At 74.6% G+C, this 14,954-nt stretch carries 18 protein-coding genes and 1 riboswitch; of the genes, 9 read left to right on the top strand and 9 right to left on the bottom strand.

Going from position 1 to position 14,954, the window contains the following annotated elements:
• Nucleotides 1-183: 183 nt before the first annotated feature.
• Nucleotides 184-1,473 carry a hypothetical protein gene (locus IG63_RS21625; RefSeq protein ID WP_030485018.1) on the bottom strand — a complete coding sequence of 430 codons (1,290 nt, stop codon included), beginning with the start codon at nucleotides 1,471-1,473 and terminating at the stop codon, nucleotides 184-186.
• Between the two features lie 67 nt (nucleotides 1,474-1,540).
• Nucleotides 1,541-2,101 carry an NYN domain-containing protein gene (locus IG63_RS0114210; RefSeq protein ID WP_030485017.1) on the bottom strand — a complete coding sequence of 187 codons (561 nt, stop codon included), beginning with the start codon at nucleotides 2,099-2,101 and terminating at the stop codon, nucleotides 1,541-1,543.
• A 56-nt stretch (nucleotides 2,102-2,157) separates the two neighbouring features.
• Between IG63_RS0114210 and IG63_RS0114205 the strand changes: the two genes are divergently transcribed.
• Both IG63_RS0114205 and purE read left to right on the top strand, forming a co-directional pair.
• Entirely contained in the window at nucleotides 2,158-3,312 is a 1,155-nt protein-coding gene (locus tag IG63_RS0114205; RefSeq protein WP_030485016.1) for a 5-(carboxyamino)imidazole ribonucleotide synthase, read from the top strand.
• Nucleotides 3,313-3,414: 102 nt separating this feature from the next.
• On the top strand, nucleotides 3,415-3,933 hold the full coding sequence (gene purE, locus IG63_RS0114200; RefSeq protein ID WP_030485015.1) for a 5-(carboxyamino)imidazole ribonucleotide mutase: 519 nt from the start codon (nucleotides 3,415-3,417) through the stop codon (nucleotides 3,931-3,933).
• A 155-nt stretch (nucleotides 3,934-4,088) separates the two neighbouring features.
• On the opposite strand, the gene thiD is transcribed toward purE, so the two are convergent.
• From thiD to IG63_RS0114175, 5 genes are all read right to left on the bottom strand, one after another.
• Nucleotides 4,089-4,925, bottom strand: coding sequence for a bifunctional hydroxymethylpyrimidine kinase/phosphomethylpyrimidine kinase (thiD, locus tag IG63_RS0114195; RefSeq protein ID WP_036195679.1), 837 nt, complete (start codon nucleotides 4,923-4,925; stop codon nucleotides 4,089-4,091).
• Nucleotides 4,922-5,566, bottom strand: a complete 645-nt coding sequence (gene thiE, locus IG63_RS0114190; RefSeq protein WP_030485014.1) for a thiamine phosphate synthase — start codon at nucleotides 5,564-5,566, stop codon at nucleotides 4,922-4,924. Before thiE ends, thiD begins: the two co-directional genes overlap by 4 nt.
• Nucleotides 5,563-6,318 carry a hydroxyethylthiazole kinase gene (gene thiM / locus IG63_RS0114185; protein WP_084597177.1) on the bottom strand — a complete coding sequence of 252 codons (756 nt, stop codon included), beginning with the start codon at nucleotides 6,316-6,318 and terminating at the stop codon, nucleotides 5,563-5,565. The genes thiE and thiM overlap by 4 nt, the downstream gene beginning before the upstream one ends.
• Nucleotides 6,310-6,415, bottom strand: a riboswitch (TPP riboswitch). Its footprint overlaps the gene before it by 9 nt.
• A 12-nt stretch (nucleotides 6,416-6,427) precedes the next feature.
• Nucleotides 6,428-6,841, bottom strand: a complete 414-nt coding sequence (arfB, locus tag IG63_RS0114180; RefSeq protein ID WP_245604441.1) for an alternative ribosome rescue aminoacyl-tRNA hydrolase ArfB — start codon at nucleotides 6,839-6,841, stop codon at nucleotides 6,428-6,430.
• A gap of 11 nt (nucleotides 6,842-6,852) precedes the next feature.
• Nucleotides 6,853-7,263 carry a CoA-binding protein gene (locus IG63_RS0114175; RefSeq protein WP_030485011.1) on the bottom strand — a complete coding sequence of 137 codons (411 nt, stop codon included), beginning with the start codon at nucleotides 7,261-7,263 and terminating at the stop codon, nucleotides 6,853-6,855.
• A 31-nt stretch (nucleotides 7,264-7,294) separates the two neighbouring features.
• On the opposite strand from IG63_RS0114175, the gene IG63_RS0114170 reads away from it, so the two are divergent.
• From IG63_RS0114170 to IG63_RS23320, 4 genes are all read left to right on the top strand, one after another.
• A complete protein-coding gene (locus tag IG63_RS0114170; RefSeq protein WP_030485010.1) occupies nucleotides 7,295-7,699 on the top strand; it encodes a hypothetical protein in 405 nt (134 codons plus the stop codon).
• 9 nt (nucleotides 7,700-7,708) lie between these two features.
• Nucleotides 7,709-8,884 (top strand): acyl-CoA dehydrogenase family protein, encoded by a 1,176-nt coding sequence (locus tag IG63_RS0114165; RefSeq protein ID WP_030485009.1) that lies wholly within the window; start codon nucleotides 7,709-7,711, stop codon nucleotides 8,882-8,884.
• A 219-nt stretch (nucleotides 8,885-9,103) separates the two neighbouring features.
• Nucleotides 9,104-10,423 carry an HNH endonuclease signature motif containing protein gene (locus tag IG63_RS23600; RefSeq protein WP_030485008.1) on the top strand — a complete coding sequence of 440 codons (1,320 nt, stop codon included), beginning with the start codon at nucleotides 9,104-9,106 and terminating at the stop codon, nucleotides 10,421-10,423.
• A gap of 266 nt (nucleotides 10,424-10,689) precedes the next feature.
• On the top strand, nucleotides 10,690-11,511 hold the full coding sequence (locus tag IG63_RS23320) for an ETEC_3214 domain-containing protein (protein ID WP_030485007.1): 822 nt from the start codon (nucleotides 10,690-10,692) through the stop codon (nucleotides 11,509-11,511).
• A 4-nt stretch (nucleotides 11,512-11,515) separates the two neighbouring features.
• Here IG63_RS23320 and IG63_RS0114150 read toward each other — a convergent pair whose 3' ends face one another.
• Nucleotides 11,516-12,001 carry a ScoMcrA-related endonuclease gene (locus IG63_RS0114150; protein ID WP_030485006.1) on the bottom strand — a complete coding sequence of 162 codons (486 nt, stop codon included), beginning with the start codon at nucleotides 11,999-12,001 and terminating at the stop codon, nucleotides 11,516-11,518.
• A gap of 9 nt (nucleotides 12,002-12,010) precedes the next feature.
• Nucleotides 12,011-12,232 (bottom strand): hypothetical protein, encoded by a 222-nt coding sequence (locus IG63_RS0114145; protein ID WP_030485005.1) that lies wholly within the window; start codon nucleotides 12,230-12,232, stop codon nucleotides 12,011-12,013.
• Nucleotides 12,233-12,303: 71 nt separating this feature from the next.
• On the opposite strand from IG63_RS0114145, the gene IG63_RS0114140 reads away from it, so the two are divergent.
• The 3 genes from IG63_RS0114140 to IG63_RS22730 all read left to right on the top strand — a co-directional run bounded on the left by IG63_RS0114140 (nucleotide 12,304) and on the right by IG63_RS22730 (nucleotide 14,882).
• On the top strand, nucleotides 12,304-13,767 hold the full coding sequence (locus IG63_RS0114140) for a phospholipase D-like domain-containing protein (RefSeq protein ID WP_030485004.1): 1,464 nt from the start codon (nucleotides 12,304-12,306) through the stop codon (nucleotides 13,765-13,767).
• A 110-nt stretch (nucleotides 13,768-13,877) separates the two neighbouring features.
• Nucleotides 13,878-14,270, top strand: coding sequence for a hypothetical protein (locus IG63_RS0114135; protein WP_030485003.1), 393 nt, complete (start codon nucleotides 13,878-13,880; stop codon nucleotides 14,268-14,270).
• A gap of 90 nt (nucleotides 14,271-14,360) precedes the next feature.
• Nucleotides 14,361-14,882 (top strand): hypothetical protein, encoded by a 522-nt coding sequence (locus IG63_RS22730; protein WP_157210181.1) that lies wholly within the window; start codon nucleotides 14,361-14,363, stop codon nucleotides 14,880-14,882.
• The last annotated feature ends 72 nt before the right edge of the window (nucleotides 14,883-14,954 follow it).

Genomic DNA, 14,954 nt, shown 5'->3' with positions numbered 1-14,954 from the left:
TCGGCTGCGGGCTGCGTTGCGGACCGGGCTGCGGGTCCTGCCGTCGGGGGTCCCGCTGCTGCGGGACCTGTACCGGTCGTGCGGCCCGTCGTGTGACCCGTCGTGTGGCCGGCCGCGGTGGGCGGCTGGCCAGCTGGACGAGCAGGGCTCCGATGCTCCCAGGACTGCTCATGGCTCCTCCTCTCAGCGGACGGTGCGGGTGGTGGACCTGGCGGTGCCGTCGAGGTGGCCGGGGCGCTCGGCCCGGACCCTGACGCGCAGCCGGCTGCCGTCGTCGGACCGCCGGACGAGGTAGGTCCTCGCCGTCGCCCCGGGGATGGGTCTGCCGTCGCGCAGCCACCGGTAGCGGAGCCTGGCCGGCCGGGCCGTCCAGGCGCCCCGGGTCGCCCGCACCGTCCGGCCGGGCGCGGCCGTGCCGCGGATCCGTGGGGGCGACGTGGCAAAGAGCTGACGAGCGATCTGCCGTGCTGCGGAGAGCGCCTCGACGGAGGGGGAGCCCGGCCTGCTGGCACGGACCCGCACGCGCAGGGAGCGCCCGGCGTCGGCAGGGCGCACCCGGTAGGTCGGCCGGGTCGCGCCGGGGATCGGCCGCCCCCCGCGCAGCCACCGGAAGGCGAGGTCGGTCGGCTCGCCGGCCCAGCCGCCGGCGCTCGCGCGCAGCGTCCGCCCGGCCCGGGCCACCCCGCTCACCTCCGGAGGTGCGGTGCTGGCCAGGTCGGGCGCCGCCGCCACCTCGCGGAAGGAGACGTCCCAGCTGCCGTTGGCCAGCCCCGAGGCGCCGCTGACCGATCTCGCCAGAGCGGCGCCGAGCACGCTGAGGTAGACCGTCACCTCACCGGCCGGGAGCGTGACGGTCTCGTCGACGACGGCCTCGGCCTGGCCGTCCTCGCAGGTCCTCTGGGTGTCGACCCCCACGTCGTCGGCGACGACGTCGATGACGGCGGTGCGGCAGACCTCCTCGTCGGGGCGCGTCTGCTGCCGGCTCACCCGGCTGGTGGCCACGAGCCGCCACACGACCGGCTCCGCCACCTCGAGCGTGACCTCGAGCTCGGTGGAGGCCGTCGCGCCCCCCGTGGTCTGCACGGTGCCCGCGCCGGTCCCCAGCCCCCGCGCCGTGACGGTGCCGAGGCTGAGCAGCCCGGTGAGGCGCTGCCCGTCGAAGAGCAGCGTCGTCGACTGGCTCGCGGCCGAGCTCATGTGGACGCCGTCGAAGCTCACCTGGCCGGAGTCGGAGGAGAGGTAGTTGACCCCGAAGTCCTGGGCGTCGTCGAAGGAGTACCGGTCGGGCACCGGCTCGCCGACGCGGCTGAAGGAGCCGACCACCTGGAGCGAGCCCCGGGCGCCGGTGAGCGTCACTCCTGCGGCGTCCGCCTCAGCCGCCGACGCGGGGGCGGACGGAGTCAGCCCCCAGGTGAGCAGCGTGAGGAGGAGAGGCGCGGTGACCGCGCGGCGTACGACGGTCTGGCGGTGCATCGTGGTGGCCTCCCCGGGTCACCACCACGCTGACCCGGGCGCGGCCCCGGGGCATCAGTAGGAACACTCAGAGGAAGTCTGCGGGGTCGAACTCGTCGAGGGTGAGCACACGCAGGCGGGGGAGCGAGACGTTGAAGGCGCGGACGTCGTGCTCGAGGTCGAAGAACTCCAGGCCCTGCGCCACCAGGTCGCGGTAGCCGCCGTTCTGGAACTCCTCGAAGGCCATCAGGCCCACCCGGCGGGTGCCGAGCAGGGCCTCCACGTGCGGCAGGAAGTCGCCGTCGTTGCTCACCAGGACGACGTCGCCCTCGCGCTCCTCCAGCGCCTCCAGGGTGCGCTGGATGGCGAGGTCGACGACCTTCTCGTGCGGCCCCCCGCGCAGCGGCACCGGCCGGTAGCCCAGCGAGACCAGCGCCTGGACGAAGCTCATCGGCAGGTCGTCCTTCACGGCGAGGAAGAACAGGCCCTGCACCGGGCCGCCCCAGCGGCGCTCGACGAACTCCAGCAGCCGCTCCCAGCGCGGACGCTCCTCCGGGTGCGGGCGCCGGCCGAAGACCGAGGTGCCCAGCGTGGCGTCGATGTTCTCGCCGTCGACCAGCACGTAGCTGGGGTGCTCCCGGGTCGCCATGACCCGAGGCTAGGGGACCGGGGCCCGCGGCGCTCGCGCTCGGTAAGGTCGGGCGCGTGCCCGACAGCCCTGGACCGCTCGCCCCGACCGTCGCCGTGATCGGTGGCGGCCAGCTGGCCCGCATGCTGGCCGAGCCGGCCGCGGCGCTCGGCATCCCGCTGCGCCTGCTTGCCGAGGCCGAGGGCGTCAGCGCCGCGCAGGTGGTGCCCGACCACCTCGTCGGCGACTACACCGACCTCGACACGCTGCGGCGCACGGTCGCGGGCTGCGAGGTGGTCACCTTCGACCACGAGCACGTGCCGACCGAGCACCTGCAGGCGCTGGAGCGAGAGCTCGCGGTGCGCCCCGGCCCCGCGGCGCTGGTGCACGCCCAGGACAAGGCCGTGATGCGACAGCGGCTCGCCGAGCTCGACGTGCCGTGCCCGCGCAACGCCGTGGTGACCTCCGTGGCCGACGTCGAGGCCTTCGGCTGGCCCTGCGTGCTCAAGACGACCCGCGGCGGCTACGACGGCAAGGGCGTGTGGTTCGTCGAGGGCCCCGACGACTGCGCCGCGGCCTTCGACTCCGGCCGCGAGGTGCTGGCCGAGGAGCGCGTCGACTTCCGCCGCGAGCTCTCCGCCCTGGTGGTGCGCTCGCCGTCGGGCCAGGTGGCCGCCTACCCCGTCGTGGCCTCCACACAGCGCGACGGCATCTGCCACGAGGTGGTCGCCCCGGCCCCCGATCTCGACCCCGAGCTGGCGCTGGAGGCGCAGCGCATCGCGATGCGCCTCGCCGACGAGCTCGGCGTGACCGGCGTGCTGGCCGTCGAGCTCTTCGAGACCACCGACGGACGGATCCTCGTCAACGAGCTCGCGATGCGCCCCCACAACACCGGTCACTGGACCCAGGACGGCGCGGTCACCAGCCAGTTCGAGAACCACCTGCGCGCCGTGCTCGACCTGCCGCTCGGGGCGCCGTCGGCCCGCGAGGAGTGGACCGTGATGGTCAACATCCTGGGCGGCGCGCGCGAGACCGGCCGGCTGTACGACGGCTACCCGCACGCGATGGCCCGGGACCCGCGCCTGCGGGTGCACCTCTACGGCAAGGCCCTGCGGCCCGGCCGCAAGGTGGGCCACGTCAACGCCTACGGCGACGACCTCGACGACTGCCTGGAGCGGGCCCGGCACGCGGCGGCGTGGTTCGCCGGCGACCTGGGGGAGGAGAGCGAATGATCACCCCACCAAGCCACTCGCTGCGCTCGCGCCTCGTCGGAGGCCCCGAATGATCACCCCACCAAGCCACTCGCTGCGCTCGCGCCTCGTCGGGGGCCCCGAATGAGCGCCGCGGTGGGCATCGTCATGGGGTCCGACTCCGACTGGCCGGTCATGAAGGGCGCGGCGGAGGCCTGCACCGAGCTCGGCGTCGCCTGGGAGGCCGACGTGGTCTCCGCGCACCGGATGCCCGACGAGATGCTGGCCTGGGGCCGTGGCGCGGCCGACCGCGGGCTCCAGGTGGTGATCGCCGGCGCCGGGGGTGCCGCGCACCTCCCGGGCATGCTCGCCTCGGTCACCCCGCTGCCCGTCGTGGGCGTGCCGGTGCCGCTGCGCCACCTCGACGGCATGGACTCCCTGCTCTCCATCGTGCAGATGCCGGCGGGGGTGCCCGTGGCCACCGTGTCGATCGGCGGCGCCCGCAACGCCGGCCTGCTGGCGTGCCGCATCCTCGGGGCGAGCGACCCCGCGCTGCGGCAGCGCATGGAGGACTTCCAGGCCGCGCTGCGCGACGCCGCCCACGCCAAGGGCCAGGCGGTGCGCGACGCCGCCGGCGACGCCGCGCGGCGTACCGGCTTCTAGGGAAGCGCTGATCAATCCCGCCTGCTGCGCGCCGCGACGCGGCACGCTGGCGGCGCCAGGAACGCTCGAAAGGCGTCCAGCCTGCCTTCGCGTCCCTGGCTTGCCAGCGCACTCGCCTCGCGACGCTCGCGACGGCGCCCTTCATCAGCGCTTCCCTAGCGGTCCTCCGGCGGCAGGCCCTCGCCGCGCCACAGGGCGTGGAAGTGGTGCACGGGGCCGTGGCCGCCCCCGACGTGCAGCTCGTGCGCGTGGAGCAGGCTCTCGTGCAACCAGGCCTTGACGCGGTGCAGCGCGGCGTCCCAGTCGTCGCCCGCGGCGAGCCGGGTCGCCATCGCCGACGACAGCGAGCAGCCGGTGCCGTGGGTGTGGGGCGTGTCGACGCGCTCGCCCCACACGGTGTCGACCTGCGCGTCCGGGGGGCGGGCGGCGTCGACGAGCGCGTCGGGGGAGCTGTCGCCCGGGAGGTGACCGCCCTTGAGCAGGACGACGGAGCGGGTCTCCTCCGAGAGGGCCATGGCCTGCGCCAGGGCCGTCTCCCACGTCGTGGCCAGTGGTGCGCGGGCCAGCAGCGCGAGCTCGTGGAGGTTGGGGGTCAGCAGGTCGGCCCGGGGCAGCAGCTCGCGCAGCGCCTCCTCGGCGTCCGGGTCGAGCAGCCGGTCCCCGCTGGTCGAGACCATGACGGGGTCGACCACGGCGAGGGTGTCCTGCTTCTCCAGCCAGTCGGCGACCTCGGCCGCCACCGCGGCGGAGCCGAGCATCCCGACCTTGACGGCGTCGAGCCGCACGTCGTCGGAGACCGCGTCGAGCTGCTCGCGGAGGAAGCCCACCGGCGGCACGTGCACGCTGCGCACCCCACGGGTGTTCTGCGCCGTCAGCGCGGTGAGCACGGCCATGCCGTAGCCGCCCTGGGCGGCGATGCTCTTCAGGTCGGCCTGCACGCCCGCACCGCCGCTCGGGTCGGAGCCGGCGACGCTGAGCACCCGGGGGATCACCGGCCCCACTCCCGTGCCAGGTCGGCGGCCGCCCGCTCGGGGTCGGTGGCGGCACAGACGGCGGAGACCACGGCCACGCCGGCAGCGCCCGCCTCGCGCAGCGGGCGCACCAGGGTCACGTCGACGCCGCCGATCGCCACGCAGGGGGACGCCGCCGCGGCGGCCAGGCGGGCGAAGCCGTCGACGCCGAGCACGGGCGGGTGGTCGGCCTTCGACGCCGTCGCCGCGACGGCGCCGACGCCGAGGTAGTCGACCGTGCCGGCGGGCAGCGCGGCGGCGGCCGCCAGCTGCTGGGGCGTGTGCGCCGTCAGGCCGACGACGGCGTCCGGCCCGAGCAGCTCGCGCGTCGCCTCCGGTGGGCGGTCGGACTGCCCGACGTGCACGCCGTGCACCGTCGCGCCCTCGGAGCGTGCGCAGAGCACGACCTCCGGGTGGTCGTCGACCAGCACCGTCGCGCGGTCGGCGACCGCGTCGGCGACGGCGCGCACCAGGTCGACGAGCTCGCCGTGGGTCGCCCGCTTGTCGCGCACCTGGACGCAGGTGACGCCGCCGGCGACCGCGCGCCGTACGGTCTCGACGACGCCGCGCTCGCCGCACTGCACGGTGTCGGTGACCAGGTAGACCGACAGGTCCGGCCTCACGCCGCCGCCAGCTCGTCGAGGAAGGCCACGGTGAAGCTGCCCGGACCGGCCGCCGTCGCGGCGGCCCGCTCGGAGGCCCGCGCCCACAGCTCGTGGGCGGCCACGGCGGCGTCGTACGGCTCGGCGACGGCGCAGAGCGCGGCGACGACGGCGCCCAGGGCACAGCCTCCGCCGGTCACGCGGGTGAGCAGCGCCGAGCCGCCGGCCACCCGGCCGGTGCGTCGTCCGTCGGTCACGACGTCGGTCTCGCCCGAGACCGCCACCACGCAGCCGAGCCGCGCCGCCAGCTCCGCGGCGACGCCGACCACCTCGTCGGCACCCAGGGTGGCGTCGACACCTCGGCCGCCGCTGCCTCCGCGCGCCAGCGCCAGCACCTCCGAGGCGTTGCCACGCACGACGCTCGGGCGGTGCTCCAGCAGCGTGTGGGCGAGCGCCGTGCGCACGGCCAGCGTCCCGATCGCCACCGGGTCGAGCACCCAGGGGGTGCCGGCGGCGCGGGCCGCGGCCGCCGCCTCGACCATCGCCTCGCGCTGCTCCCGGTGGGGGGTGCCGAGGTTGACGAGCACGGCGTCCGCGACGCCGGCGAAGGCCTCGGCCTCCTCGGGCAGGTCGACCATCGCGGGTGCGGCCCCCGTCGCGAGCAGGGCGTTGGCCGTGACGTTGGTGACGACGCTGTTGGTCAGGCACTGCACGAGCGGCTGCTGCGCGCGCAGGTCGTCCAGGAGGGTGGACAGGGTGCTGGAGGCGCTCATGGGCGACATCCCTTCGCTAGTACGAGCTAGATCAGGTTCGACGGGTGTGATCTCAGCCCGTCGTCTCGCTCGGCGACGGGCACCCCGTGTCGCTGCCCAGGCTAGGGCGTCACCGGTCGCGGACCTGCCCGCGCCCCCGCTTGACCTCGCTGCGGCGACGCTTGCCCTCCAGGCGGCGCCGCTGGGAGCCGCGGGTGGGCTTGGTCGGCACGCGGGGGAGCGGCGGGGGCGCCAGCGCCTCCCGGAGCAGGTCGGCCAGGCGCTGTCGCGCGGCGAGCCGGTTGCGGTGCTGCGAGCGGTGCTCCGAGGCGGTGACCGCGACGCTGTCGCCGAGGCGGAGTACGGCGCGCTCCCGCTGGGCGTCGGTGAGGGCGGAGGTCGCGGTCAGGTCGAGCACGACCTCCACCCGGCTGTCGGTGGTGTTGACCGACTGCCCGCCGGGTCCGGAGGAGCGCGAGAAGCGCTCGACCAGGTCGGTGGCGGGGATGGTGAGGCCGCCCGGGAGCCCGGGTCCCGGGCGCACGCGCAGCTCGTTCAGCGTCGTCGCCACTCGATCGCGGGGCAGGTGTCCATCACCATCGGCACCCCGGCGGCGCGGGTGCGCGCGAAGGCGTCCTCGTCGACCACCCCGAGCTGGAACCACACGCCCCGGGCGCCCACCTCGACCGCCTGGTCCGCGAAGTCGCCCGCGGCCTCGGAGCGGCGGAAGACGTCGACCACGTCGATGGGGAAGGGCACCTCCGCGAGCGAGGCGTAGCCCTGCTCGCCCAGCACCGTCGGAGCGTCGGGGTGCACCGGCACGATCCGCTTGCCCCGCTCCTGCAGCAGCGCGGCGATGGAGTACGCCGTGCGCCCGGTGTCGCCGGAGAGCCCCACGACCGCCCAGGTCTCGCAGTCGTCGAGCATGAAGCGCACGGCCTCGGGGTCCTGCCAGTCCTCACCCATGCCTCCAGTGTGACGCCCCTAGGGTCGTGGCGTGCGCGAGGTCGAGCTGGTCACGGGGACGGTCGAGCCGTCGACCGTCGGCCCGCACGTCGAGCAGGTCGGCTGGGGTGTGGGCCGGCAGGTGGCGCGGGTGCTGCTCGAGCAGGTCGGCCCGGCACCGCTGCTCGAGGAGCTGCCGGCGCGGGCGGAGGATGCCGGGTGGGCGGCGTACGCCGTCTTCGCGGGGCGCACCGCCGTCGCCGTGGCGCTGGCGCACCTGGTGGGCCCGCGGGCGACGTACGCCGGTGAGGTGGTGGCCGACGGCGCACCGGCGGGCACCCACGAGGCCCTGCTGGTGCGGGCGCTCCACGACGCGGCGGCGGCAGGGGCCGCCACGCTGCGGGTGCCGCGTCCGGGGGTCGACCTCGCCGGGTGGCCGCACGCTAATGCTCGTTAACATCGCGCCATGAGCGACGGCTACCCGATGTACGCGTTGTCCGAGGAGCACCAGGCGATCCGCGAGGCCATCCGCGCGATCGCCACCGACAAGATCGCGCCGTACGCCGCGGCGGTCGACGAGGAGGCGCGCTACCCCGCCGAGGCGGCGCAGGCGCTGCAGGCCGCCGACTTCCACGCCCCCCACGTGCCCGAGCAGTACGGCGGCGCCGGCGCCGACGCCCTGGCCACCGTGCTGGTGATCGAGGAGGTCGCCCGCGCCTGCGTGAGCAGCTCGCTGATCCCCGCCGTCAACAAGCTGGGCTCGCTGCCGGTGCAGCTCGCCGGGTCCGAGGCGCTCAAGGAGCGCTACCTCGGTGCGCTCGCCCGCGGCGAGGGCGGCTTCTCCTACTGCCTCTCCGAGCCCGACGCCGGCTCCGACGCCGGCGGCATGAAGACCCGGGCCGTGCGCGACGGCGACCACTGGGTGCTCGACGGCGTGAAGCGCTGGATCACCAACGCGGGGGAGTCGGAGTACTACACGGTGATGGCCGTGACCGACCCCGACAAGCGCACCCGCGGCGGCATCTCGGCCTTCGTCGTGGAGAAGTCGGACGAGGGCGTCTCCTTCGGGGCGCCGGAGAAGAAGCTCGGCATCAAGGGCTCCCCGACCCGCGAGGTCTACCTCGACAAGGTGCGGCTGCCGGCCGAGCGGATGATCGGCGAGGAGGGCACCGGCTTCGCCACCGCGATGGCGACCCTCGACCACACCCGCATCACCATCGCCGCCCAGGCCGTCGGGGTCGCCCAGGGAGCGCTCGACTTCGCGCTCGACTACGCCAAGGAGCGCGAGCAGTTCGGCAAGCCGATCGCCGACTTCCAGGGCCTGCAGTTCCTGCTCGCCGACATGGGCATCAAGGTCGAGGCCGCCCGTCAGCTCACCTACGCCGCCGCGGGCCGCTCCGAGCGCGGCGACAAGGACCTCACCTTCTTCGGCGCCGCCGCCAAGTGCTTCGCCTCCGACACCGCGATGCAGGTGACCACCGACGCCGTCCAGGTCCTCGGCGGCTACGGCTACACCCGCGACTACCCCGTCGAGCGGATGATGCGCGACGCCAAGATCACCCAGATCTACGAGGGCACCAACCAGGTCCAGCGCATCGTCGCCGCCCGCCAGCTCCTCGCCGGCATCCAGTCGCACCTCTGACGAGTCGCCACCTCGCCCGCGTCGTCCGGGTGGTGGAGACCAGGGCTGTCGGTCGAGCTTGTCGAGACCCCGTACGCCACTCACCCAGCCGCGTCCTCGGGTGGTCGAGGAGGTCGCGCAGCGACCGTCTCGAGACCCCGCAACCTAGCCCGTGAAAAGGTTGTCCACAGATCCTCGAACACACGTTCTACTGTTGCACCTCAGCAGTAGAATCTCCTCATGGAGCCGCACCTCCACCTCCCGAAGCGACAGGTCCTCGACGTCCTCGTCGCGGCCCGCGCAGAGGAGCACGAGGCGCAGGTCCGCCAGCTCCGCCTTGCGCTTCAGTGGGCGCTGCTGCACCCCGCTGCCGAGGGTGCGGCGTACGCCGGCTGGGGTGACGACGGCCTCGTCCTCGGCGACGGCGTCGGCGGACCGCTCCCGCTGGCCGGCGACGGTGCCCCGCTCATCGCTGCGGCCGCACCTCTCGAGCTGGCCGCAGCCCTCAACCGCCCAGCCGAGCACGCCCAGCAGCTGCTCGGCGACACGGTGGAGCTGGCGTTCCGGTTGCCACGGTTGTGGGAGCAGATGTGCGCGGGGCGGATCGCGGTGTGGCGTGCCAGAGCGATCTCGCGCGAGACCCGCGACCTGAGCCTCGACGCGGCGCTGCACGCCGACCGGCTGCTCTGCGCGGTCCCGGACCGGCTCGACCAGCTCTCCGCCGCGGGCGCCGCTCGCCTGGTCCACGAGGCACGGCTCCACGCCGACCCCGACCGCGCCCGGGCGGACGAGGAGTCAGCGCTCGTTCGGCGCGGGGTCTGGCTGCACCGCGACGGCCGCGCCCCCGGCGTCACGGACGTCCACCTGACGCTCGACACCCCGGATGCGCTGGCGTTCGACCAGACGGTCGGGCGGCTGGCCGGCGAGCTCAAGGAGCTGGGCGACACCGACGTCCTCGACGTCCGCCGCGCCAAGGCCGTCGGTGTGCTGGCCGATCCGCAGCACGCCCTGGACCTCCTGAGCGGGGAGACCACCGACCCTGGGCCTCGCACGGGTGGTTCGGTGGACCTGAATGTGCACCTGGCGCCTTCCGACCTCGCCGACGACCGGGGCGTCGTGGTGATCGAGCGGCTCGGCGCCCTGTCCACTGAGCTCTTCGCCGGCTGGCTCAGTCGCTGTGGGATCGACGGCGCCACGGTGAGGCTCAGGCCGGTCATCGACCTCGCCGCCGACGCCTCGGTCGAACGCCACGACCCGCCATCGGCGATGCGCGAGGAGGTGATCTTGCGCGACGCGACCTGCGTCTTCCCCGGCTGCCGCCGTGACTCGAGGTCCTGCGACCTCGACCACATCGCGGCGTACGACGCCGATGGCCCGCCCGGGCAGACCCGACCGTCCAACTTGGCACCGTTGTGCAGGCGCCACCACCGTGCGAAGACCCACGCCGGCTGGAGCTACGTCCGCCGCCGCGACGGCACCTACGACTGGCTCAGTCCGCAGGGCAAGACCTACGCGGTCGTCCCCACGTCGCGCGCACCCCTCGCCACCCACCTGGCCTGAACCACCCCGCGCCCCGCCACCCTCCCGGGTGGTCGAGGAGGTTGCGCAGCAACCGTCTCGAGACCCCAGCGCGCCTGCGCACCTCACCGGGTCTCGAGACAGGCGCTGCGCGCCTTCTTCGACCACCCGGCGTCGGGCTGCGCGCCTTCCGCGACCACCGGGGGTCGGCCTGCGTGCCGTCCTCGACTGCTCGCACGTGTGCGCGGCCTGACGTCTGGTCGGGAGGTGGGGGTGGGGTCATACTGACGACGCAGGAGGGTCCTCGGATGTCAGCCTCGACGGAGCCGCAGGTGTCGGCGCTCGGCCGCCTGGTGGCGCGTGTCCGCGAGCACCCTGTCGTCGCGGCGGTGGCCGCCGTGGTCGGGCTGGTGACGCTGCTCGAGACGGCGTTCGGTCAAGTGAGTGCGGGGGTGGAGTGGCTGCGGGACCGGGCGGAGCCCGACCGCGACACCTACGCCGCCCTGGAGGAGCTGCGCCTCGACCTCTCGCCCGCGCGGGTGGAGGAGCTGCTGGGCACGCCGGCGCAGCAGGTGCCGCTCTGCGAGGGCGACTCCTGCGCTCCGGAGGCGGCGGCGATGGAGGTCCTGGCCTTCGAGCGACCGAGCGTGACCGTGCGGGTGGTGATCGACGGCACCGAGGTGGTGCTGTACGCCGTCACCCTCACCGAGCCGGACGCCGAGCCGCCCATCCGCTGGTTCGACGGCGAGCGAGGCACGCTGGGACGGACCGGCTACGCCGCGGCCATGGCGGACCTCGATCCCGGGGTCACCCCGACGAGCATCGCCTTCCTGCGCGGCACCGCGCGCACGACGTACGTCGAGGTGGCGGCCCTCGGAGCCCCGGGCGACTACCAGGGGCTGCTGCTGGGCCACGTGACCTCCGGAGCTCCGACGACCTTCGACGCCGAGGCCGCGACGCTGATGGGCGACGCGTCCGGGCCGGGCACCGACGTGCCGCTGGAGGCGGCGACGGCCTTTCGCGAGGCGAGCGAGCCCAACACCTACGGCGTCTACCGCGACGACGGGCCGGCGGGTCAGCTCTTCGACAGCGCCGACGAGGTCAGCTCGGTCTTCCTCGTGACCGAATAGGCGCTCAGTCGCAGTCGTCGCAGATGCCGGTGGCGGGGAGGGCGAGGAAGCAGGTGGGGCAGACGGCGACGGGGCGCGGCTCGGGGGCGGGGGTGCGCGCGGGTGCCGCGGCGCGGCGGGGTGCGGCTGACGTCGCTGCGCGGGCGGTCCGCGGGGACGCCGCACGGGTGCGGACCGGGCGCGCGACCGGCTCGGGCTCGAGGGGGCGCGAGGGCATCGCGACGTCGAAGCCGAGGTCGGCCAGCGCCTGGCCGGCGGCGTAGCGGGTGCGGCCGAGCGCGTCCCAGGCGATGGCCTGCCGGGTGGCCCGCATGTAGGCCACGCCCATCACGGCCCGCACGTCGTAGGTGCGGCCCTGGAGGCGCACGTAACCGCCGTCGCCGTCACCGCCGTAGCCCATCCGCTCCAGCAGCGCGTCACCGCCGACCGCGTCGTAGTCCTCCATCGCCGCCAGCACGTGGTCACGGGTCACGGCGTCGAACTGGGCCATGGCCCCAGGCTACGACCCGCCGTCGCGCGACTGTGCGTCGGCGCCGAGGTCCTCGCCGTCCTGGGTCTCGTCGCCGGTGACGGCATTGGGTCCCTGGCGGCCCTCCTGCACCTCGCCGTTGCCGTCGTCGGGGGCGCCGGCGACCGACTGGTCGGGGGAGATGGGCTCGCCGTCACCGAGGTTGGCGACCTCGGAGACCGATCCCTGGTCGTCGTGGGGGGCTTCAGTCATGGGCGGGGGAGTACCCGACCACCCGGGTCACGATCAGGGCCTCGGGCGCGCGGAGTCCCTACGCTCCAGGCATGGACCTGGTCAGCCTGCTGGGCGCCCTGCTGCTGCTGACGGAGTACGTCGTCAAGCTCGGCGCGCTGGGCACCGTGCCGGAGGGGCGCAACCCGGGGTCGTCGACGGCGTGGCTGCTGGCGATCTTCTTCATCCCGGTGGTCGGGCTGCCGCTCTACTGGATGATCGGCAGCCCCTACGTGCGCGGCCGCCGCCACCGGATCCAGGAGCAGGCCAACCAGCTGCTCGTGGAGCACACGCACACCCTTCCCACCGTGCCGGACGGCGCGGCTCCCGGGCCGGCGCTGGAGTCGGTGCTGCGGATGAACAGGCGGCTGACCGGTCTGCCGTGCGTCACCGGCACCGACGAGGGCATGTACGGCGAGACCGACGAGGCGTACGCCGCCATGGCCGAGGCGGTGCGCGGCGCGCGCCGCTTCGTGCACGTGGAGTTCTACATCATGAGCTGGGACGACACGACCGACGTGCTCTTCTCCGCCCTCGTCGAGGCGCGGGCTCGCGGCGTCGAGGTCCGGCTGCTGATGGACCACATCGGCTCGCGCGCCTACGACGGCTTCAAGGACCTCCAGCACCGGCTCACCGCGGCCGAGATCGACTGGCACCTGATGATGCCGATCCAGCCGCTGCGGGGCCGCTGGCGGCGCCCGGACCTGCGCAACCACCGCAAGCTGCTCGTGGTCGACGGGGAGCGGGCCTTCCTGGGCTCGCACAACCTGATCGACCCGGCCTACGGCAGCGCCCGCAACGCCGCGGTGGGGCGGCGGTGGAAGGACCTCTCGATGCAGCTGAGCGGCGACGCCGTCGTGGCGGTCGAGGCGGTCTTCGCCACCGACTGGTACGCCGAGACGGGCGAGCGGCTCGACCCCGACCGCTTCTTCGCCGAGCAGCGGCCGCTGGTGCCGGGAGGCCGCAACAACGCGATGCAGGTGGTCCCCTCGGGCCCGGGCTTCCCCACCGAGCCCAACCTGCGCATGTTCACCGAGCTGGCGCACCTGGCCACGACGTCGCTGTCGATCACCAGCCCGTACTTCGTGCCCGACCAGGCGCTGCTCACCGCCATCACGAGCGCGGCGTACCGCGGCGTGCGGGTCGACCTCTTCGTGGGGGAGGAGGCCGACCAGTTCGTGGTCGGCCACGCCCAGCGCTCGTACTACACCGCCCTGCTCGAGGCCGGCGTGCGGCTCCACCTCTACCCGGCACCGCTGGTGCTGCACTCCAAGTACCTCACCGTCGACGGCGTGGTGGGCGCGATCGGCTCCTCCAACATGGACTACCGCTCCTACGCGCTGAACTACGAGGTGATGCTGCTCGGCTTCGGCGGCGACCTGGTCGACCGGCTGCGCGAGAGCGACGAGGAGTACCTCGCGGTCAGCCGCGAGCTCACCCTGGAGGAGTGGCGCGGCCAGCCGCTGCGCAAGCGCTACCTCGACAACGTCTGCCGGCTGGCCTCGTCGCTGATGTGAGCCCGGATGAGGGCTCTCTCACGCGGACCTCACGCGGGGCTCACGCGCCGCCGACAGAGTCTCCTCATCGACGCCGGCAGGCAGCCGGCCACCTGATCCGGGAGGACCCCATGACCACCACGCTCCGCCGCTCGATCGCCACCGCCACCATCGCCGGCCTCGTCGCCGGCCCGCTCGCCGTGATGACCGCCGGTCCCGCCAGCGCCAAGGAGCGCGAGGGCCGCTGCAGCGGCGCGGAGTTCCAGCTCGAGGTCGAGAAGGAGGACGGTCGCTTCGAGGTCGACGCCGACATCGACGACGCCCGGCCCGGCGAGCGCTGGAAGGTCGCGCTGCGCCACGAGGGTCGCCTCTACGTCAACAAGACCTACCGGGCCGACGGCGACGGCGACATCTCGATCGACCGCAACCGCCCCAACACCCGCGGCAAGGACACCTTCTCGATGACCGTGAAGAAGGTCGGCACCAGCAAGCGCTGCACCCACGTGATCTCCTTCCGCCGCTGACCCCCACCTCACCGGCGCACCCCTCCGGCCCGGTCCCGCCCTCGCGGGGCCGGGCCGTGGTGTGCCCGCACCACGACTACGATCGAGGCCGTGGCCCCCACCCCTCCGAGTGCTCGCGCGCCGCTCCCGTACGCCGCTCGCGGCCCGGCGGCGGGCGCCGTGTGCGCGGCCGGTGCGGTGCTGGCGCACGCGGCCGCCGGCGGGTCGGTCGACCCCCTCGCCGCGGTGCTGGCGCTGGTCGCCTCGGCGCTGCTGGGCCGGCTGCTGCTGCGCGGACCCGTCGACGGGGCGCAGACCTTCGCGCTCGCCCTCGTCGCCCAGGTGTTCTGGCACGGCGCCTTCCTGCTGACCGCCGCCCCGGGCCCGGCACACTCCGCGGCCGGGATGCTGCTCACGCACGTGGTGGCCGCCGCGCTGACGACGGTGGCCGCCCTCGGCGTCGAGCGCGAGCTGGTGCTCGCCGCCTGCCGCCGGATCGGGCTGGTGCTGCCGGCTCCCGGCGTCGTCGTACCACCACGTGCCGTGCGCGTGCCCGCGGACGCGGTCGCCCCGGTGGTGCCCGTGTCGCAGCCGCTGCGTGACTGCCACGCGCTGCGCGCCCCGCCCCGCTGACTCCGCTCCCCCCAGCCTTCCTCTGCGCGACCGCCACGCCGCTGCGTCGCGCCCTCCCCGAGCCAGGAGTCG

Source organism: Nocardioides aequoreus (genome assembly GCF_000720335.1).
GTDB lineage: Bacteria > Actinomycetota > Actinomycetes > Propionibacteriales > Nocardioidaceae > Marmoricola > Marmoricola aequoreus.
This window is presented reverse-complemented; position numbering and strand designations above follow the sequence as displayed.